The sequence below is a fragment of the Rhodococcus sp. S3 genome (genome assembly GCF_058211795.1).
Map to the genome: position 1 here is coordinate 423,266 of NZ_CM177074.1, position 14,955 is coordinate 438,220.

The 14,955-nt window shown below is 68.2% G+C and carries 13 protein-coding genes and 1 pseudogene; 12 read left to right on the forward strand and 2 right to left on the reverse strand.

The genetic code is table 11. The features are described from left to right. Nucleotides 1–45: 45 nt before the first annotated feature. Nucleotides 46–1,977, reverse strand: coding sequence for an acetate--CoA ligase (gene acs, locus AC0LPE_RS01985; protein WP_016693237.1), 1,932 nt, complete (start codon nt 1,975–1,977; stop codon nt 46–48). 198 nt (nt 1,978–2,175) lie between these two features. Here acs and AC0LPE_RS01990 point away from each other — a divergent pair, with 198 nt between their 5' ends. Continuing rightward, nucleotides 2,176–2,925, forward strand: a complete 750-nt coding sequence (locus tag AC0LPE_RS01990) for a Fic family protein (RefSeq protein ID WP_172414998.1) — start codon at nt 2,176–2,178, stop codon at nt 2,923–2,925. Nucleotides 2,926–3,374: 449 nt separating this feature from the next. On the opposite strand, the gene AC0LPE_RS01995 is transcribed toward AC0LPE_RS01990, so the two are convergent. Next, nucleotides 3,375–4,229, reverse strand: coding sequence for an HAD family hydrolase (locus AC0LPE_RS01995; RefSeq protein ID WP_390889739.1), 855 nt, complete (start codon nt 4,227–4,229; stop codon nt 3,375–3,377). A gap of 344 nt (nt 4,230–4,573) precedes the next feature. Between AC0LPE_RS01995 and ssd the strand changes: the two genes are divergently transcribed. The 11 genes and pseudogenes from ssd to AC0LPE_RS02050 all read left to right on the forward strand — a co-directional run bounded on the left by ssd (nt 4,574) and on the right by AC0LPE_RS02050 (nt 14,915). After that, entirely contained in the window at nt 4,574–5,644 is a 1,071-nt protein-coding gene (gene ssd, locus AC0LPE_RS02000) for a septum site-determining protein Ssd (protein WP_423660774.1), read from the forward strand. Beyond that, on the forward strand, nt 5,641–6,813 hold the full coding sequence (locus tag AC0LPE_RS02005; protein WP_088898790.1) for a TadA family conjugal transfer-associated ATPase: 1,173 nt from the start codon (nt 5,641–5,643) through the stop codon (nt 6,811–6,813). Before ssd ends, AC0LPE_RS02005 begins: the two co-directional genes overlap by 4 nt. Next, on the forward strand, nt 6,810–7,613 hold the full coding sequence (locus tag AC0LPE_RS02010) for a type II secretion system F family protein (protein ID WP_088898789.1): 804 nt from the start codon (nt 6,810–6,812) through the stop codon (nt 7,611–7,613). The genes AC0LPE_RS02005 and AC0LPE_RS02010 overlap by 4 nt, the downstream gene beginning before the upstream one ends. Beyond that, on the forward strand, nt 7,610–8,185 hold the full coding sequence (locus AC0LPE_RS02015) for a type II secretion system F family protein (RefSeq protein ID WP_301847879.1): 576 nt from the start codon (nt 7,610–7,612) through the stop codon (nt 8,183–8,185). Before AC0LPE_RS02010 ends, AC0LPE_RS02015 begins: the two co-directional genes overlap by 4 nt. Nucleotides 8,186–8,231: 46 nt before the next feature. Beyond that, on the forward strand, nt 8,232–8,450 hold the full coding sequence (locus AC0LPE_RS02020; RefSeq protein ID WP_490605509.1) for a DUF4244 domain-containing protein: 219 nt from the start codon (nt 8,232–8,234) through the stop codon (nt 8,448–8,450). Between the two features lie 9 nt (nt 8,451–8,459). Further along, the gene (locus AC0LPE_RS02025) at nt 8,460–8,834 is read left to right on the forward strand and encodes a TadE family type IV pilus minor pilin (protein ID WP_088898786.1); all 375 of its coding nucleotides are present in this window, start codon (nt 8,460–8,462) and stop codon (nt 8,832–8,834) included. Then, on the forward strand, nt 8,831–9,190 hold the full coding sequence (locus AC0LPE_RS02030) for an Rv3654c family TadE-like protein (protein ID WP_145690960.1): 360 nt from the start codon (nt 8,831–8,833) through the stop codon (nt 9,188–9,190). Before AC0LPE_RS02025 ends, AC0LPE_RS02030 begins: the two co-directional genes overlap by 4 nt. Before the next feature lie 444 nt (nt 9,191–9,634). After that, nucleotides 9,635–11,248, forward strand: a pseudogene (locus tag AC0LPE_RS02035) (peptide ABC transporter substrate-binding protein). 80 nt (nt 11,249–11,328) lie between these two features. After that, nucleotides 11,329–12,252: an ABC transporter permease gene (locus tag AC0LPE_RS02040; protein WP_378528917.1), complete on the forward strand. Its 924-nt coding sequence runs from the start codon at nt 11,329–11,331 to the stop codon at nt 12,250–12,252. A 4-nt stretch (nt 12,253–12,256) separates the two neighbouring features. Then, nucleotides 12,257–13,198: an ABC transporter permease gene (locus tag AC0LPE_RS02045; protein WP_378528916.1), complete on the forward strand. Its 942-nt coding sequence runs from the start codon at nt 12,257–12,259 to the stop codon at nt 13,196–13,198. Nucleotides 13,199–13,202: 4 nt separating this feature from the next. Then, nucleotides 13,203–14,915, forward strand: coding sequence for an ABC transporter ATP-binding protein (locus tag AC0LPE_RS02050; protein WP_490605510.1), 1,713 nt, complete (start codon nt 13,203–13,205; stop codon nt 14,913–14,915). Nucleotides 14,916–14,955 lie beyond the last annotated feature (40 nt).

The window sequence follows — 14,955 nt, forward strand, 5'->3', positions numbered from 1 at the left end:
CCTTGAAACCGCCGATCCGGAAGGGGCCTTTCGCATCGTTCGGGACTACTTGCCGCGGATGGCGTCGAAGACGGCCGGATCGACGAGCGTCGAGGTGTCGCCGAGCTCGCGACCCTCGGCGACGTCGCGCAGCAGGCGGCGCATGATCTTGCCCGAGCGGGTCTTCGGCAGCTCCGGCACCACCGTGATCTGGCGTGGCTTGGCGATCGGGGAGATCTCCACCGCGACGTGATCGCGCAGTTCCTTGATGAGCGTGTCGCCGGTGTTCTCGACGTGCTCGCGCAGGATCACGAACGCGACGATGCCCTGACCGGTGGTCTCGTCCGCCGCGCCGACGACCGCGGCCTCGGCGATGGACGGGTGCGACACGAGCGCCGACTCGACCTCCGAGGTGGAGATGCGGTGGCCCGAGACGTTCATGACGTCGTCGACGCGGCCGAGCACCCACAGCGCTCCGTCGTCGTCGTAACGCGCACCGTCGCCGGCGAAGTACCAGCCCTGATCCTCGTAGCGCGACCAGTAGGTCTCGCGGTAACGCTGGTCGTCGCCCCAGATGCCGCGCAGCATCGCCGGCCACGGCTGATCGAGCACCAGGTAGCCGTTACCGCCCGCGCCGAGCGGCTTGGCCTCGTCGTCGACGATCTTCGCCGAGATGCCGGGCAGCGGCGCCATCGCGGAGCCGGGCTTGGTGGCCGTGATGCCGGGCAACGGCGAGATCATGATCGCGCCGGTCTCGGTCTGCCACCAGGTGTCGACGATCGGTGCCGAATCCGCGCCGATGACCTCGCGGTACCACCGCCACGCCTCCGGATTGATCGGCTCGCCGACGCTGCCGAGCAGACGGATCGACGACAGATCGTGGGCGTCGGGGATCTCGCGACCCCACTTCATGAACGTGCGGATCAGCGTCGGGGCGGTGTAGTAGATCGACACCCCGTACTTCTCGATGATCTCGAAGTGCCGGTGCTCGTTCGGCGAGTTGGGGGTGCCCTCGTAGACGACCTGCGTGACGCCGTTGCTCAGCGGTCCGTAGACGATGTAGCTGTGACCGGTGACCCAGCCGATGTCGGCGGTGCACCAGTAGACGTCCTTGCCCGGCTTGTGGTCGAAGACGTAGTGATGCGTGTACGACGCCTGGGTCAGGTAGCCACCCGAGGTGTGGATGATGCCCTTGGGCTTACCCGTGGTGCCCGAGGTGTACAGGATGAACAGTGGGTGCTCGGAGTCGAACGGCTGCGCCTCGTGCTCCGGCGACGCCTTCTCGACGGTCTCGTGCCACCAGAGGTCGCGTCCCTCGGTCCACTCGACGTCGATGCCCGTGCGCGCGACGACCAGCACGTGCTCGATCGACTTCGCGTCGGCGACGGCCTCGTCGGCGGCGGTCTTGAGTGGTGCGGCCTGGCCGCGGCGCCACTGGCCGTCGACCGTGACGAGCAGCTTGGCCTGCGCGTCGTCGATGCGCGAGCGCAGTGCCGACGACGAGAAGCCTCCGAAGACCACCGAATGGGTCAGGCCGAGGCGCGCGCACGCGAGCATGGTGACGATGGCCTCGGGGATCATCGGCATGTAGATCGCGACGCGATCGCCGGCGACGAGGCCGAGCTCGGTGAAGGTGTTCGCAGCGCGGGAGACCTCGGCGAGGAGGTCGTTGTAGGTCAGCGACCGGCTGTCGCCGGGCTCGCCCTCGAAGTGGATGGCGACCCGATCGCCGTTACCGGCCTCGACGTGCCGGTCGACGCAGTTGTAGGCGACGTTGAGCTTGCCGCCGACGAACCACTTCGCGAACGGAGCGTTCGACCAGTCGAGCACTTCCGTCCAGGGCTCCGCCCAGTCGAGTCGTTTCGCCTGCTCGTCCCAGAATCCGAGCCGATCGGCGTCGGCCGCGGCCTGCAGTTCCGGACCGGCGTTGGCCGTGGCGGTGAACTCCGGGCTCGGCGGGTACGCCTTCGATTCGTGCTCCTGGGCTGCGCTCGTCATGATGCGGGGCCTCTTTCCGGGATGGTTCCATTCGGGCTCTTGTGAGCGTAATCATCTGTGACCGGCGCCGCACCGTTGCATCGATATGCAACCCCGTCACTTTCGCTCATCGGTCGAATTCGCGCGACGAACGGCATTCGGACGCGACCGGTGAACCTCTCGTCCGTCCACCGCATCCGCGCCGGTACCGTCGTCGACGTGACCGACCCTCTTCAGCCTCTCGTCGACCTTCCGGGCGTACGCGACGCCGCCGACCGTGCCCGCGACGCGCTCGCAGAGGTGCATCGTCATCGAACCAATCGGCGTGGCTGGGCGAACACCGCCGCGGAGGCGTCGGTGCGGGCCGCCCGCGCCTCGGCGTCGATCGACGGCGGGTCGACGGAACTTCCGCAGCCGGGGGAGAGCGGCGACCCGATCCTGGCCGGAGCGCTGCGGGTCGCGCAGACGCTCGACGGTGACGCGCTCGGCAACATGGTCGCGACGTGGCGACGTGCCCCGCTGCAGGCGCTCGCCCGCCTGCACCTGCTCGCCGCCGCGGATCTGGTGGAGGACGCCGAGGAACTGGGTCGTCCGCGGACGGAACCGGGGGTCGCCGAGCGTCTCGACGGGCTCGCGCAACTCGTCACCGGCGGGACGAACGCGCCGGCGCCGGTTCTCGCGGCGGTCGTGCACGGTGAACTGTCCGTTCTGAAGCCCTTCGGTGTCGCCGACGGCATCGTCGCGCGGGCCGCGTCCCGGCTCGTGTGCGTCGCGTCCGGACTCGACACGCGCAATCTGGGCGTACCCGAGGTCCACTGGATGCGCCGGCTGCAGGCCTACCGCGACGGGGTCGCCGGATTCGGGGCGGGAACCGTGGAGGGCGTCGGCGGCTGGGTGCTCTTCTGCTGCGGGTCGCTCGAGGCCGGGGCTCGTGAGGCCGGCTCGATCGCCGAGGCGTTCGCCGGCTGAGTGCCGGGTGGGGCTTCGCCGGCCGAACCGAGTCCGAGGCGCGAAACCCCCTGCACGCGAAAGCGGGTGGCATATCGATCGAGATCGATTCCGCCACCCGCTAGCACGGGCGGTCCGAGTTACCATGCGTGCTGAAATGGGTTGTGATTCAACGGCCTCGGCGATGATCCGGGTATCGTCGATTCGTCCTCGCAACGGGTGCGGGGAACTCGTCTTCGAAAATCCGGAACTCGCAGGCCCACAACACTCGTGCCCTTATAGTGGCATCGGCTTCGCGTGGGTACTCGGTGTCCGTGCTGGGAAGAACAGTCGGGAGATCGAATCTTCTCTTCCGATTCGGTCTTGGCCTTCCGTCCTTCCGTAACTCCTTTCTACCCCGTCCGCGAGATGTCGGCAAGCCCCCCGCGGCAATGCTCCGTTTTCGATCTCGCGGCGAGTGACCCTGAGTGTCAACGTATCCGGCGCTTGGCCAGTCGACGGGTGGCACCCAGTATCAGTGCGGTCGCGCCGAGGGTGGCGGCGAGCGTCGCCAGGGCACGCGGCGACGGACGGGCGCGACGTCCGAGCGGTACCGGACGAGCGAAAGTGAGCACGGGCCAACCGTTTTCGGTCGCCGCTCGGCGCAGTGGGCGGTCGGGGTTGACCGCGCGCGGATTGCCGACCTCGAGCAACATCGGCAGGTCGGTGGCCGAATCGGAGTACGCGTAGCTGCGGGAGAGGTCGTAGCCGTACTGCTCGGCGAGCTCGCGGATCGCGACCGCCTTCGCCTCCCCGAAGCAGTAGAACTCGAGCTCGCCGGCGTACCGGCCGTCGACGATCCGCATCCGGCTCCCCGTGCTGTGGGAGGCACCGAGTGTCCGGGCGATCGGAGTCACCACCTCCTGGCCCGACGCGGACACGATGATCACGTCGTGACCGCGGGCCCGATGATCGGCGATCAGGTCCTTCGCCTCCGCGTAGACGAGCGGTGTCACGACGTCCTGCAGGGTCTTCTCGACGATCGATCCGACCTGCTCGACATCCCATCCCTTGCACATGTGCGCGATGTGTTCGCGCATCCGGTCCACCCGGGCCTGATCGGCCGCCGACAACAGGTAGAGCAGCTGGGCGTAGGTGCTCTGCAGCACGGCCCGGCGGCTGAGGAGACCCTCCTCGAAGAACGGCCGGGTGAACGCCAGCACGCTCGACTTGGCGATGACGGTCTTGTCGAGATCGAAGAACGCTGCGATGCGAGCCGAGTCCGGTGAGCCCCCCGTCGACGGGGCCGGTCGGGACGGGTTCACGGACGTGTCGGTCACGATCACCACAATAGGGGCGCGCCGCGCCGGTGTTTGAAGTTGCAAGCAGTCACGCCTAACGGTGTACTATCGCGAATGCCCGAGTCGATACTCGGGTTGTGTTCAGCCCGACCCCCCGGGGCTGAACACAGACGGCCCTCGCCTCCTCCCCCCTGGCGAGGGCTGTCGCTTTGTATGAGGGCCTTTCCCACACGTCTTCGTACTGTCTTCTACACCCGCCGACCTGCGCACAGGTACGACGAGGGTGTGTACGGCCGGGTTGTCCACAGGCCCCCGATCCATCCACAGACGTGGCTTCCGAGGCCGTTTCCGCGACACTCACGACTTCGCAGCCGGGCAGCCTGTCGGACATGAACGACATCCTCGGACTGGTCGACGATCCCGCGCTGCTCGCCGACCTCCGTCGCGTGGTCGCGGCGGCCGACCGCACACTGCACGAGATGTCCGTGCCGGTGCCCCGCAGGGCGTGGACGGACGCGGCGATCGTCGTCGTCGACGCGTCCGCAGCAGCGGCATGTGCGGCCGGATATCCCCGCCGCCCCGGCGTGATCCTCGTGTGCAGCGAAACGGCCGGACTGGCGGACTGGCAGGCCGCCGCGACCGTCGGCGCCGAACACGTCCTCGCCCTCCCGTCCGAGGAGGTGGAACTGCTCTCGATCGTCGCGTCCGCCGACGAACCCTCCACCGGTACCGGCACCGTCCTCGCGATCGTCGGAGGATGTGGGGGAGCGGGCGCGTCGACCTTCGCCGCCGCGCTGGCCTGGGCCGCGGGGCACGACGAACGCCGCGACACCCTGCTCGTCGACGCCGATCCGTTCGGCGCGGGACTCGACGTCCTCACCGGTCTCGAGGAGCGTCCCGGAGTGCGGTGGTCCGGTCTCACCGTCGACGGCGGACGGGTCTCCGCGCGTGCCCTGCGCGACGCCGTGCCCGTCTGGGCATCCGGGGTGGGCGTGCTGTCCACCGACCGCGAGAACAACGAACGACTCACCCCCGTCGCCGCAGAATCCGTCGTCGACGGGGTGCGCGGAGCGGGAGCCACCGTCGTCTGCGATGTGGGACGCAGTTTCGACCCCGTCGCCGACGTGGTGATCGCACTGGCCGACCTCACCGTCGTCGTCGTGCCGGCCCGGATCGGCGCGGTGCTCTCCGCTGCCCGGGTCGCCCGCACGCTCGCGGCGCGGGGCGAGCCGGCCGGAGTCGTCGTCCGCGGACCTGCACCGGGCGGCCTGCGGGCCGTCGACGTGGCCGACGCCGTGGGCCTGGAGGTGCTCACCTCGATGCGTCCCGAGCCGGGCCTGACCGAGATGCTCGAACGTGGAGGGCTGCGGCTGCGGCCGCGCTCACCGTTGCTCGGTGCGGCGCACGACGTGCTGGCGGCCGTCGGGGCCGACCGCGACGGCCCGGGACGTGCGGCATGACCGGGATCCTCGGGGACGACCTCCTCGCGCGGGTCCGCGACCGGCTGGCCGACGAGACCGGTGAGCTCACGTCGGCCCGCGTCGCTGCGGCCCTGCGCGCGGAATCCGGGGGAGTGCTCGGGGACTCCGATCTGCTTGCGGCACTGCGACATCTGCAGACCGAACTGACCGGCGCGGGTCCGCTCGAGGATCTGCTGGCAGACCCGGCGGTGACCGACGTGCTCGTCACCGCTCCCGACCGTGTCTGGGTGGATCGCGGCAACGGGCTGCACCTCACCGAGGTCACCTTCCCCGACGAGGCAGCGGTCAGACGGCTCGCGCAGCGACTGGCACTGTTCGCCGGGCGTCGACTCGACGACGCCCAGATGTGGGTCGACGGCAGACTGCCCGGGCACGGTGAGTTCGGCGTCCGATTGCACGCGGTGCTCTCCCCGGTCGCGCAGGCCGGGACGTGCCTGTCGCTGCGGGTGCTGCGACCCGCGACCCAGGGGCTCGAGTCGCTGCGGGATCGCGGTGCGATCTCCGAGGCCGCCTACCGGTTGCTGCTCCGCATCGTCCGCGCGCGCCTGGCCTTCCTCGTCGTGGGCGGTACGGGTGCGGGCAAGACGACGATGCTCGCGGCGCTGCTCGGCGCGGTGGACCCGACCGAACGCATCGTCTGTGTCGAGGACGCCGCCGAACTGGTCCCGGCCCACCCGCACGTGGTGCGCCTCGTGGCACGGGCACCCAACGTGGAGGGCGTCGGCGAGGTCACCGTCCGCGATCTCGTGCGGCAGGCGCTGCGGATGCGCCCGGACCGCATCGTCATCGGCGAGGTGAGAGGCGCCGAGGTCGTCGATCTCCTGACCGCGCTGAACACGGGTCACGACGGTGGTGCCGGGACCGTGCACGCCAATTCGCCCGACGAGGTGCCCGCGCGACTCGAGGCCCTCGCCGCGCTCGGCGGTCTCGACCGGGCGGCGCTGCACAGCCAGCTCGTCGCAGCGGTGCAGGTGATCCTGCACGTCCACCGGGGCAGCGACGGAGTGCGCCGTCTCGTGGGGATCGGTGTGGTCGAGCGGGACCCCGTCGCGGGCGTGATCGTCACACCCGCGTGGACCCACGACAAGGGCGACGAGCACGGCATGGATGCCCTCGAGCGGATCCTGCGTCGACGGGACACACCGTGAACGCGACGCTCCTGTGCCTCGCGGCGGCGCTGTTCGTCCTGCCCTCGTCCTCCGCCCGGCGCCGACTGCGACGCGGGGTGCCCGACGCGACGCCGCGCCCGATACCGCGCGCCCTCGTCGCCGGGGTGGCGGTCATCGTGCTCGCGACGGTGGTGGTGTGGGTGGGGATCACGCCGGCCCTGGCCGGCGCGACCGTCGCCACGACCGCGGTGTGGCGTCGCCGATCGCGTCGTCGCGCTGCGGAGCTCGATCGGCAACGACGGATGTTGCTGTCGGGACTCGACACCGTGATCGCCGATCTGCGGGTGGGGACGCATCCCGCCGACGCGTGTGAGACGGCGGCCGGGGAGACGGCCGGGCCCGTCGCCGGTGCCTTCCGGGTCGCTGCGGCCCGGGCGCGCCTCGGTGGGTCGGCAGCACACGGATTGCGATCGGCCGCAGCATCGTCGGGCGGTGAGGGTGTCGCCGACAGTCTGGGCCGTGTCGCCGACGCGTGGGCGGTCTCCGACCACCACGGTCTCGCGCTCGCCGAACTGCTCGGAGCCGCGCGCGTCGATCTGGCCGCCCGTATGCGGATCCGCGCCCGCACGGAGGCCGGGCTCGCCGGCGCGCGCGCCACGGCGACGGTCCTGGCGGGACTGCCGGTGCTCGGGGTGGGTCTCGGGCAGCTCATGGGTGCTGCCCCGCTCGGCATCCTTCTCGCCGGTGGGCTCGGCGGCGTCATGCTCGTGGTCGGCACGGCGCTGGTCTGTGCGGGTCTGCTGTGGACGGACCGGATCGCAGCACGGGTGGGGACATGAGCGCGACGTGGGCGGTGCTGCTGGGAGCGGCCTCGCTCGTCGTCGCACCGATGCCTCGCGGAGCGACCCGCTTGTCTTCCACGAGATCCGTTGCTGCTCCTTCGGATACGTCTGCGCCCGAGACCGACCCGCACGCACTTCCAGCCGCCTTCGATCTCTTCGCGGCGTGCCTGCGCGCGGGGATGCCCGCCGGCTCTGCGGCGCGGGTCGTCGCGGAGTCCGCTCCACCCGACCTCGCAGCAGCACTGCGGAGAGGCGCCGACCGACTGGCGCTCGGAGCCGATCCGGCCGACGCGTGGGGAGGGTCGGGAGCAGTCGACGCGCTGGACGACTTCGCCCGCGCGGCGCGTCGATCGGCGAAATCCGGTGCACCCCTGTCGGACACCGTTGCCGAACTCGCGGTCCGGCAGCGCGCCGAGACGGAGGATCGGGTCGCCGCCGAGATCGATCGGGCGGGAGTGCTCGTGAGCGGGCCGCTCGGTCTGTGCTTTCTGCCCGCTTTCGTGTGCCTGGGCATCGTGCCGGTCGTCGTCGGCCTGGCACGGGACGTCCTGGGTGCCGGGCTGATGTGAACGTCGGCGCGGACGGTCCGCGCCGCACGGATGGGAGGGACGGAAGATGGGGAAACGAACACCGGACGCAGGGCTCTCACGTGGCTTGCGTGGTCGTCTCGGAGCGCTCGTCGTGCAGGACGACGGCATGTCGACGGCGGAATATGCGATCGGGACCATCGCGGCGGCGGCCTTCGGGGCGGTGCTGTACACGGTGGTGACCGGCGACTCGATAGTCTCCGCGCTGACGGGCATCGTCGAGCGTGCCCTGAACACGGCGGTATGACGCCGACACATGCGAAAGGTGCTCGGACGACGCTGGTTACGCGACTTCGTCCGCAAGGACGAAGGAGGAGTCACCGTCGAGGCGGCTCTCGCCGTCGCAAGCCTGGTCACGGTGCTCGTGTTGTGCCTCGGTGCGGTGCTGGGCATCGCGTACCAGGTGAGGTGTCATGACGCCGCGCGTGAAGCCGCCCGCCTCGCCGCGCGGGGAGACCAGGCGAGGGCGGTCGATGTGGCCACGCGAGTCGCGCCTCCGGACGCACGCGTTACGGTACGCGAGGAGGGGGATCTGATCGTGGCGGTCGTGACCGCGGAGAGCCCGCTGCTCCCCTTGCTGACCCTCACGGCCGAGGCGGTGGCGGTGCGCGAGCCGGAAGGAACGCGATGAGGTCGGGCCCGTCCCTCCTCGGTGACGACGGGAGCGCGAGTGTGATCGGCTGTGCCGTGATGGCCGGCCTCATCGCGATCACGGCCACGTTGCTGCACGTCGGGTCGGTCGTCGTCGCACGTCATCGTGCGCAGGCGGCGGCCGACCTGGCGGCGGTGGCGGTCGCCTCGGCGCTGGACCGCGGGGTCGTGCAGGCGTGCGAGGCGAGCGAGGTGGTCACCACGCGGATGCGAGTGCGATTGCGGCGCTGCGAGATCGACGAGTGGGACGCGGTAGTCGAGGTCGCCGCTGCGGTGTCGTCCCTCTTCGGCGGGAAGGAGGCGACGGCCGTCGCGCGAGCCGGTCCTGCCCGATGAGGTCGGTCGCGGGTCGCTCGTGGCCGTATCCAGCGGATTCGCGCTCGTTGCTTACCTGTGCTTATTATGTGTGACGGTCGTCATAGACGATTGTGGACACAGTGGTGGTGGACGAAGCAATTCCGGTTCCCGGTCGGGCAGCGGTAAGGGGTGCGGGAGCGGATGTAGTGCGGGGATGAGGGTCGGTTCCGTGGTCGGAACCCTTTCGCATCGACGTATCCGGCAGGCGACGCGTGTTCCTGTCCGATTACGAAGGTATTTCGTTCGTTCTTTTCCGGTCCCCCGATCGGGGACGCCGCGTGACGGACTCTCGAAGTGTGTCTAGAGTCCTCCGACATTCCGGGCTGCACATCGATTCGCACTGTGGCCCACACCGACACCGCGGACCATCGCGGCCTGCGCGGACGGCGACCCCGTCCCGCAGGAACTGAGGAAGGATCGATCTTGAGGGTCAAGCGCGTAATCGCGGCCGTGTCGGCAGGCTTCGTGGCTGCCGGCCTGCTCGCGGCATGTGGGGGCAGCAGCGCTTCCGGTGCCGAGGGCGTCTACAGCCTGTACATCAATCAACCCGAGAACCCCCTGGTTCCCGGCAACACCACCGAGAGTGAGGGCAACCAGGTCCTCAAGGCGCTGTTCACGCCCTTGGTGAACTACAACGACCAGACCAGCTAGGTCGAGTACACCGGCGTCGCCGAATCGGTCGAGTCCGAGGACCAGGTCAACTGGACCATCAAGCTGAAGCCGGACTGGACGTTCCACGACGGGACTCCCGTCAATGCCAAGTCCTACGTCGACGCCTGGAACTACACCGCGCTGAGCACCAACGCATACGGCGCGTCGTACTTCTTCGAGAACGTGAAGGGCTACGACGATCTGCAGGCCGCAGAGGGCGGCGAGCCCGCCGCGACCGCCATGTCCGGCCTGAAGGCAGTGGACGACTCGACCATCTCGGTCGAGCTGAAGGAGCCCTTCGCGATCTACCCGATCACGCTCGGTTACTCGGCGTTCATGCCGCTGCCCGAAGCCTTCTTCTCCGATCCCGAGGGCTTCGGCCGGCGTCCGATCGGCAACGGGCCGTTCAAGGCCGACGAGGACTTCATCGACGGCCAGGGCTTCACCGTGACCAAGTACGACGACTACGCCGGTGAGAATGCCGCTCAGTCGGACGGCGTGCAGTTCAAGGTCTACACCGAACTGGCCACCGCTTACACGGACGTCCAGGCCGGTGGCCTCGACGTGATGCTGGACCTGCCGCCGGACGCGTGGGCCACCGCTCGCGATCAGTTCGGTGATCGTTACGTCGAGCGTTCTCGCCCCGACATCACCGCGTTGGGGTTCCCCACCTATGACCCGCGCTTCTCGGATCCGCGTGTCCGTGAAGCCTTCTCCATGGCTATCGATCGCGGCGCCATCACCGAGGCCATCTTCACCAACACTCGTACCCCGGCCGGGTCGTTCGCATCTCCCGTTGTCGATGGGTACCGCGAGGACGCCTGCGGCGCCAAGTGCGAGGTGAACGTCGAGCAGGCCAACAAGCTTCTCGACGAGGCCGGTTTCGATCGCAGCCAGCCGGTTGACCTGTGGTTCAACGCCGGTGGCGGGCACGACACCTGGATGACCGCGATCGGCAACCAGATCCGTACCAACCTCGGTATCGAGTACGTGCTGCGCGGAGATCTGCAGTTCGCTCAGTACCTGCCGCTGCAGGACGAGAAGGGCATGACCGGTCCGTTCCGCATGGGCTGGATCATGGACTACCCGTCGCTGTACAACTTCCTCGCGCCGGTTTACAGCACGGCGGCACTGCCGCCCGGTGGTTCGAATATGAGCTTCTACAGCAACCCGGAGTTCGACGCGGCCCTGTCGGCCGGTAACAACGCCGACTCGCTCGAGGCTGCCACGACGGAGTACCAGAAGGCCGAGGACATCCTGTTCCGCGACCTGCCTGCCACGCCGCTCTTCTACGGTCTCAACCAGGCCGTTACGAGCGACCGCGTGAGCAACGTGAAGATCGATGCATTCGGTGACATCGTGGTCGAAGACGTCACGGTCAACTGAGTGACAAGTGGTGGGGTGTTTCGCACAAGCGAGGCACCCCACCACTGTGTAGGACGTTCTGTTCCGTATAGGAGAACCCAGTGGGTCGCTTCATCACGCGCCGATTGCTGCTGACCATTCCGGTCCTGATCGGCGCCTCTTTTCTGATCTTTGCGATGGTGTACGCCCTTCCGGGCGACCCGATTCGCGCGCTCGCGGGTGATCGCCCGCTCGCGCCCGCGGTCATGGCGCAGCTTCGCGCCCAGTACAACCTCGACGATCCGTTCTTCGTCCAGTACATCAAGTACGTCGGCGGACTTCTGCAGGGCGACTTCGGTTCCGACTTCTCCGGAAGGCCGGTGCTGGACACCATCGCGCAGCGACTGCCGGTCACCATGCAGCTGACGGCGGTGGCCGTCGCCTTCGAGGTCGTCATCGGCATCACGGCCGGTGTGCTCGCCGCTCTGCGCCGCAATTCCTTCTTCGACAACCTGGTGCTCGTCTCGTCGACACTGCTGGTGTCGGTGCCGGTGTTCGTCCTCGGCTTCGTCTCCCAGTACGTTCTCGGATACAAGCTGGGTCTGTTCCCGATCGCCGGTATCAACAACGGCTGGTACAGCTTCCTGCTCCCGGGCCTGGTGCTCGCGTCGCTGTCGATGGCATACGTTGCCCGGCTGACTCGCACCGCGGTGTCGGAGTCGATGGCCGCCGATTACATTCGCACCGCGCGGGCCAAGGGCGTCGGGTATCGCCGCATCGTGGTCCGGCATGCGCTGCGTAACAGCTTGATACCCGTGGTGACCTTCATCGGCGCCGATATCGGCGCGCTGCTGGGCGGCGCGATCATCACCGAATCGGTGTTCAACATTCCCGGACTGGGCCGCGCAATCTTCGACGCTGTACAGAACCAGGAAGGTGCGGTCGTCGTCGGCATCGTCACGCTGATGGTCTTCTTCTACATCTTCTTCAACCTCGTCGTGGACGTGCTGTACGCATTCCTCGACCCCCGGATCAGATACGAGTAGTGGTATGGATTCCAAAAATGCCGAGGCCGCCCGTACGCATGCCGTGGAGGAGGGCGAGCCGGGCAATGTCATGACGGGCGAAGCCGTCCAACTGGTCGGCCAGGCGAGCTTGTGGGGCAACGCGTGGAAGAAGTTGCGCCGCAGTGTGTTCTTCTGGTTCGGCGCCATCATCACCGCCGTCCTGGTGATGATGGCGTTGGTGCCGCAGTTGTTCGCCCGCGGCATCGACCCTCGGGCGTGCAACCTGTCCGACAGCCGCCGACCACCGAGTGCACAGCACTGGTTCGGAACGGATCTTCAGGGCTGCGACTACTACGCCAACGTGATCTACGGTGCCCGCGTCTCCCTGAGCATCGGCCTCCTCGCAGTCATCGGTGTCCTGATCGTCGGTGTGCTGATCGGTGCGCTCGCCGGCTATTTCGGTGGCACCCTCGACAGCGTGCTCGCCCGTTTCACCGACATCTTCTTCGGCATCCCGCTCTTGCTCGGCGCGCTGGTGCTGCTGACGGTGACGTCCGAGCGAACCATCTGGACCGTGGCGCTGGCACTGATCACCTTCGGCTGGATGACCGCGATGCGCCTGGTGCGCTCGTCGGTTATCGCCATAAAGGAGAGCGAGTACGTTCAGGCCGCCCAGGTGCTGGGAGCCTCGACCTTCCGCATCCTGGTCCGGCACATTCTGCCGAACGCGCTGACCCCTGTTCTGGTCTACGCCACCATCGCCGTCGGTACGTTCATTGCCGCGGAATCGGCACTGTCGTACCTCGGTATCGGCCTGCAAATGCCCGCCATGTCGTGGGGCCTGCAGATCAACCTGGGCCAGAACTACATCTCGACGTCGCCGCACCTGGTGCTGTTCCCGGCCGCGTTCCTGTCGGTGACCGTGCTGGCCTTCATTCTCATGGGTGATGCGCTGCGAGATGCGCTCGACCCGAAACGGAGCTGACGCAATGAGTGTCGACACGATCGACGAGACCACGACCGACCGCGCAATCCTCGGAGTCTCCGGTCTGACCATCGACTTCGAGGTGGACAAGACCTGGAGAACAGCCGTACGCGACGTCTCGTTCGAGGTGGCGCGGGGCGAGATCCTGGCGATCGTCGGCGAATCCGGATCGGGTAAATCGACGACGGCCATGGCCGTACCGGGTCTGCTCGCCGACAACAGCCGAGTCCGCGGCAGCATCACTCTCGACGGTCGTGAACTCGTCGGTCTGTCGGAACGTGAACTGAACTCGGTGCGCGGCAAGGATATTGCCGTGATCTTCCAGGAGCCCATGACGGCTCTGAACCCCGTCTACACGATCGGGTGGCAGATCACCGAGGCCATTCGCTCGCACTCGGACATGACCAAGGCGCAGGCCAAGGAGCGTGTGATCGAGCTGCTCCGTCTCGTGGATATGCCCGAACCGGAGAAGCGGGTCAAGTACTACCCGCATCAGCTTTCCGGCGGTCAGCGCCAACGGGCGATGATCGCGCAGGCCCTGGCCTCCGAACCGGCGGTGCTCATCGCCGACGAGCCCACCACCGCGCTCGACGTCACAGTGCAGGCCGAGATCCTGCAGCTAATGCGGGATCTGCGCGAACGCGTGGACGCCGCGATCGTGCTCATCACGCACGACATGGGTGTTGTCGCCGACATGGCCGACCGCATCCTCGTCATGCGCAACGGTGTCATCGTCGAGCAGGGGACGTCGGACAAGGTCTTCAACAAGCCGGAGCACGCCTACACCCGTGAACTGCTGGCGTCGGTGCCCCACCTCGGCTCGCGAGTCGGCGAGGCCGGAACCGACGACACTCCGGACGTGCGGTACGCACTCGAAATCGTCGACGGCGTGATCGAGTACCCCGGGGCGCGTCGCAACAGCGGCTTCCGGGCGGTCGACGGCGTCAGCCTCAACATCGAGCCCGGTGAGGTCGTGGGACTCGTCGGAGAGTCGGGTTCGGGCAAGTCGACGATCGGCAAGGCCGTAGTGGGATTGCTCAAGCTGCACTCCGGCTCGCTGTCCGTGGCAGGCACCGACATCACGAAGATGTCGACACGCGATCTGCGCCCGGTGCGTCGCAAGGTCGGCATCGTGTTCCAGGATCCGGGTTCGTCGCTGAACCCGCGCTGGCCCATCGGACAGTCCATCGGCGAGCCGATGCTGCTGCACACCGAAATGGACCGCACCCAGCGCGACAAGAAGGTCGAGGAACTGCTCGACCAGGTTCAGCTGCCGCGAGACATGCGCAACCGCTACCCGCATCAGCTTTCCGGCGGGCAGCGTCAGCGCGTGGGTATCGCCCGGGCGCTGGCTCTCGAACCGACACTGCTGGTGGCGGACGAACCGACGTCGGCGCTCGACGTCTCGGTGCAGGCCAAGGTGCTCGAGCTGTTCCAGGAATTGCAGCGCGAATACGGCTTCGCATGCTTGTTCATCAGCCACGACCTTGCCGTCGTGGAGGTGCTCGCACGTCGTATCGCGGTGATGCGGGCCGGCAAGCTCGTGGAGTTCGACCGGACCGATCGCATCCTGCGCTCGCCGTCCGATCCGTACACCAAGCGGCTGCTGGCGGCCGTTCCCGTCCCGGATCCGGCCGAGCAGGCGCGGCGGCGCGAGGAGCGTGCCGCGCTGCTGGCCGCCGAACGGGCCGAGGCCGGCGGCGCGCCGGTGGCCTGATTCGGCGTCGCGCCGGTGGCCTGAGTCGGCGTCGCGCCGG

Excerpts from the sequence above, each read along its gene's own strand:
- acs (WP_016693237.1), bottom strand. The coding sequence starts at position 1,977 with ATGACGAGCGCAGCCCAGGAGCACGAATCGAAGGCGTACCCGCCGAGC.
- ssd (WP_423660774.1), top strand. The coding sequence starts at position 4,574 with ATGAACGACATCCTCGGACTGGTCGACGATCCCGCGCTGCTCGCCGAC.
- AC0LPE_RS02005 (WP_088898790.1), top strand. The coding sequence starts at position 5,641 with ATGACCGGGATCCTCGGGGACGACCTCCTCGCGCGGGTCCGCGACCGG.
- AC0LPE_RS02015 (WP_301847879.1), top strand. The coding sequence starts at position 7,610 with ATGAGCGCGACGTGGGCGGTGCTGCTGGGAGCGGCCTCGCTCGTCGTC.
- AC0LPE_RS02020 (WP_490605509.1), top strand. The coding sequence starts at position 8,232 with ATGGGGAAACGAACACCGGACGCAGGGCTCTCACGTGGCTTGCGTGGT.
- AC0LPE_RS02025 (WP_088898786.1), top strand. The coding sequence starts at position 8,460 with ATGCGAAAGGTGCTCGGACGACGCTGGTTACGCGACTTCGTCCGCAAG.
- AC0LPE_RS02030 (WP_145690960.1), top strand. The coding sequence starts at position 8,831 with ATGAGGTCGGGCCCGTCCCTCCTCGGTGACGACGGGAGCGCGAGTGTG.
- AC0LPE_RS02045 (WP_378528916.1), top strand. The coding sequence starts at position 12,257 with ATGGATTCCAAAAATGCCGAGGCCGCCCGTACGCATGCCGTGGAGGAG.
- AC0LPE_RS02050 (WP_490605510.1), top strand. The coding sequence starts at position 13,203 with ATGAGTGTCGACACGATCGACGAGACCACGACCGACCGCGCAATCCTC.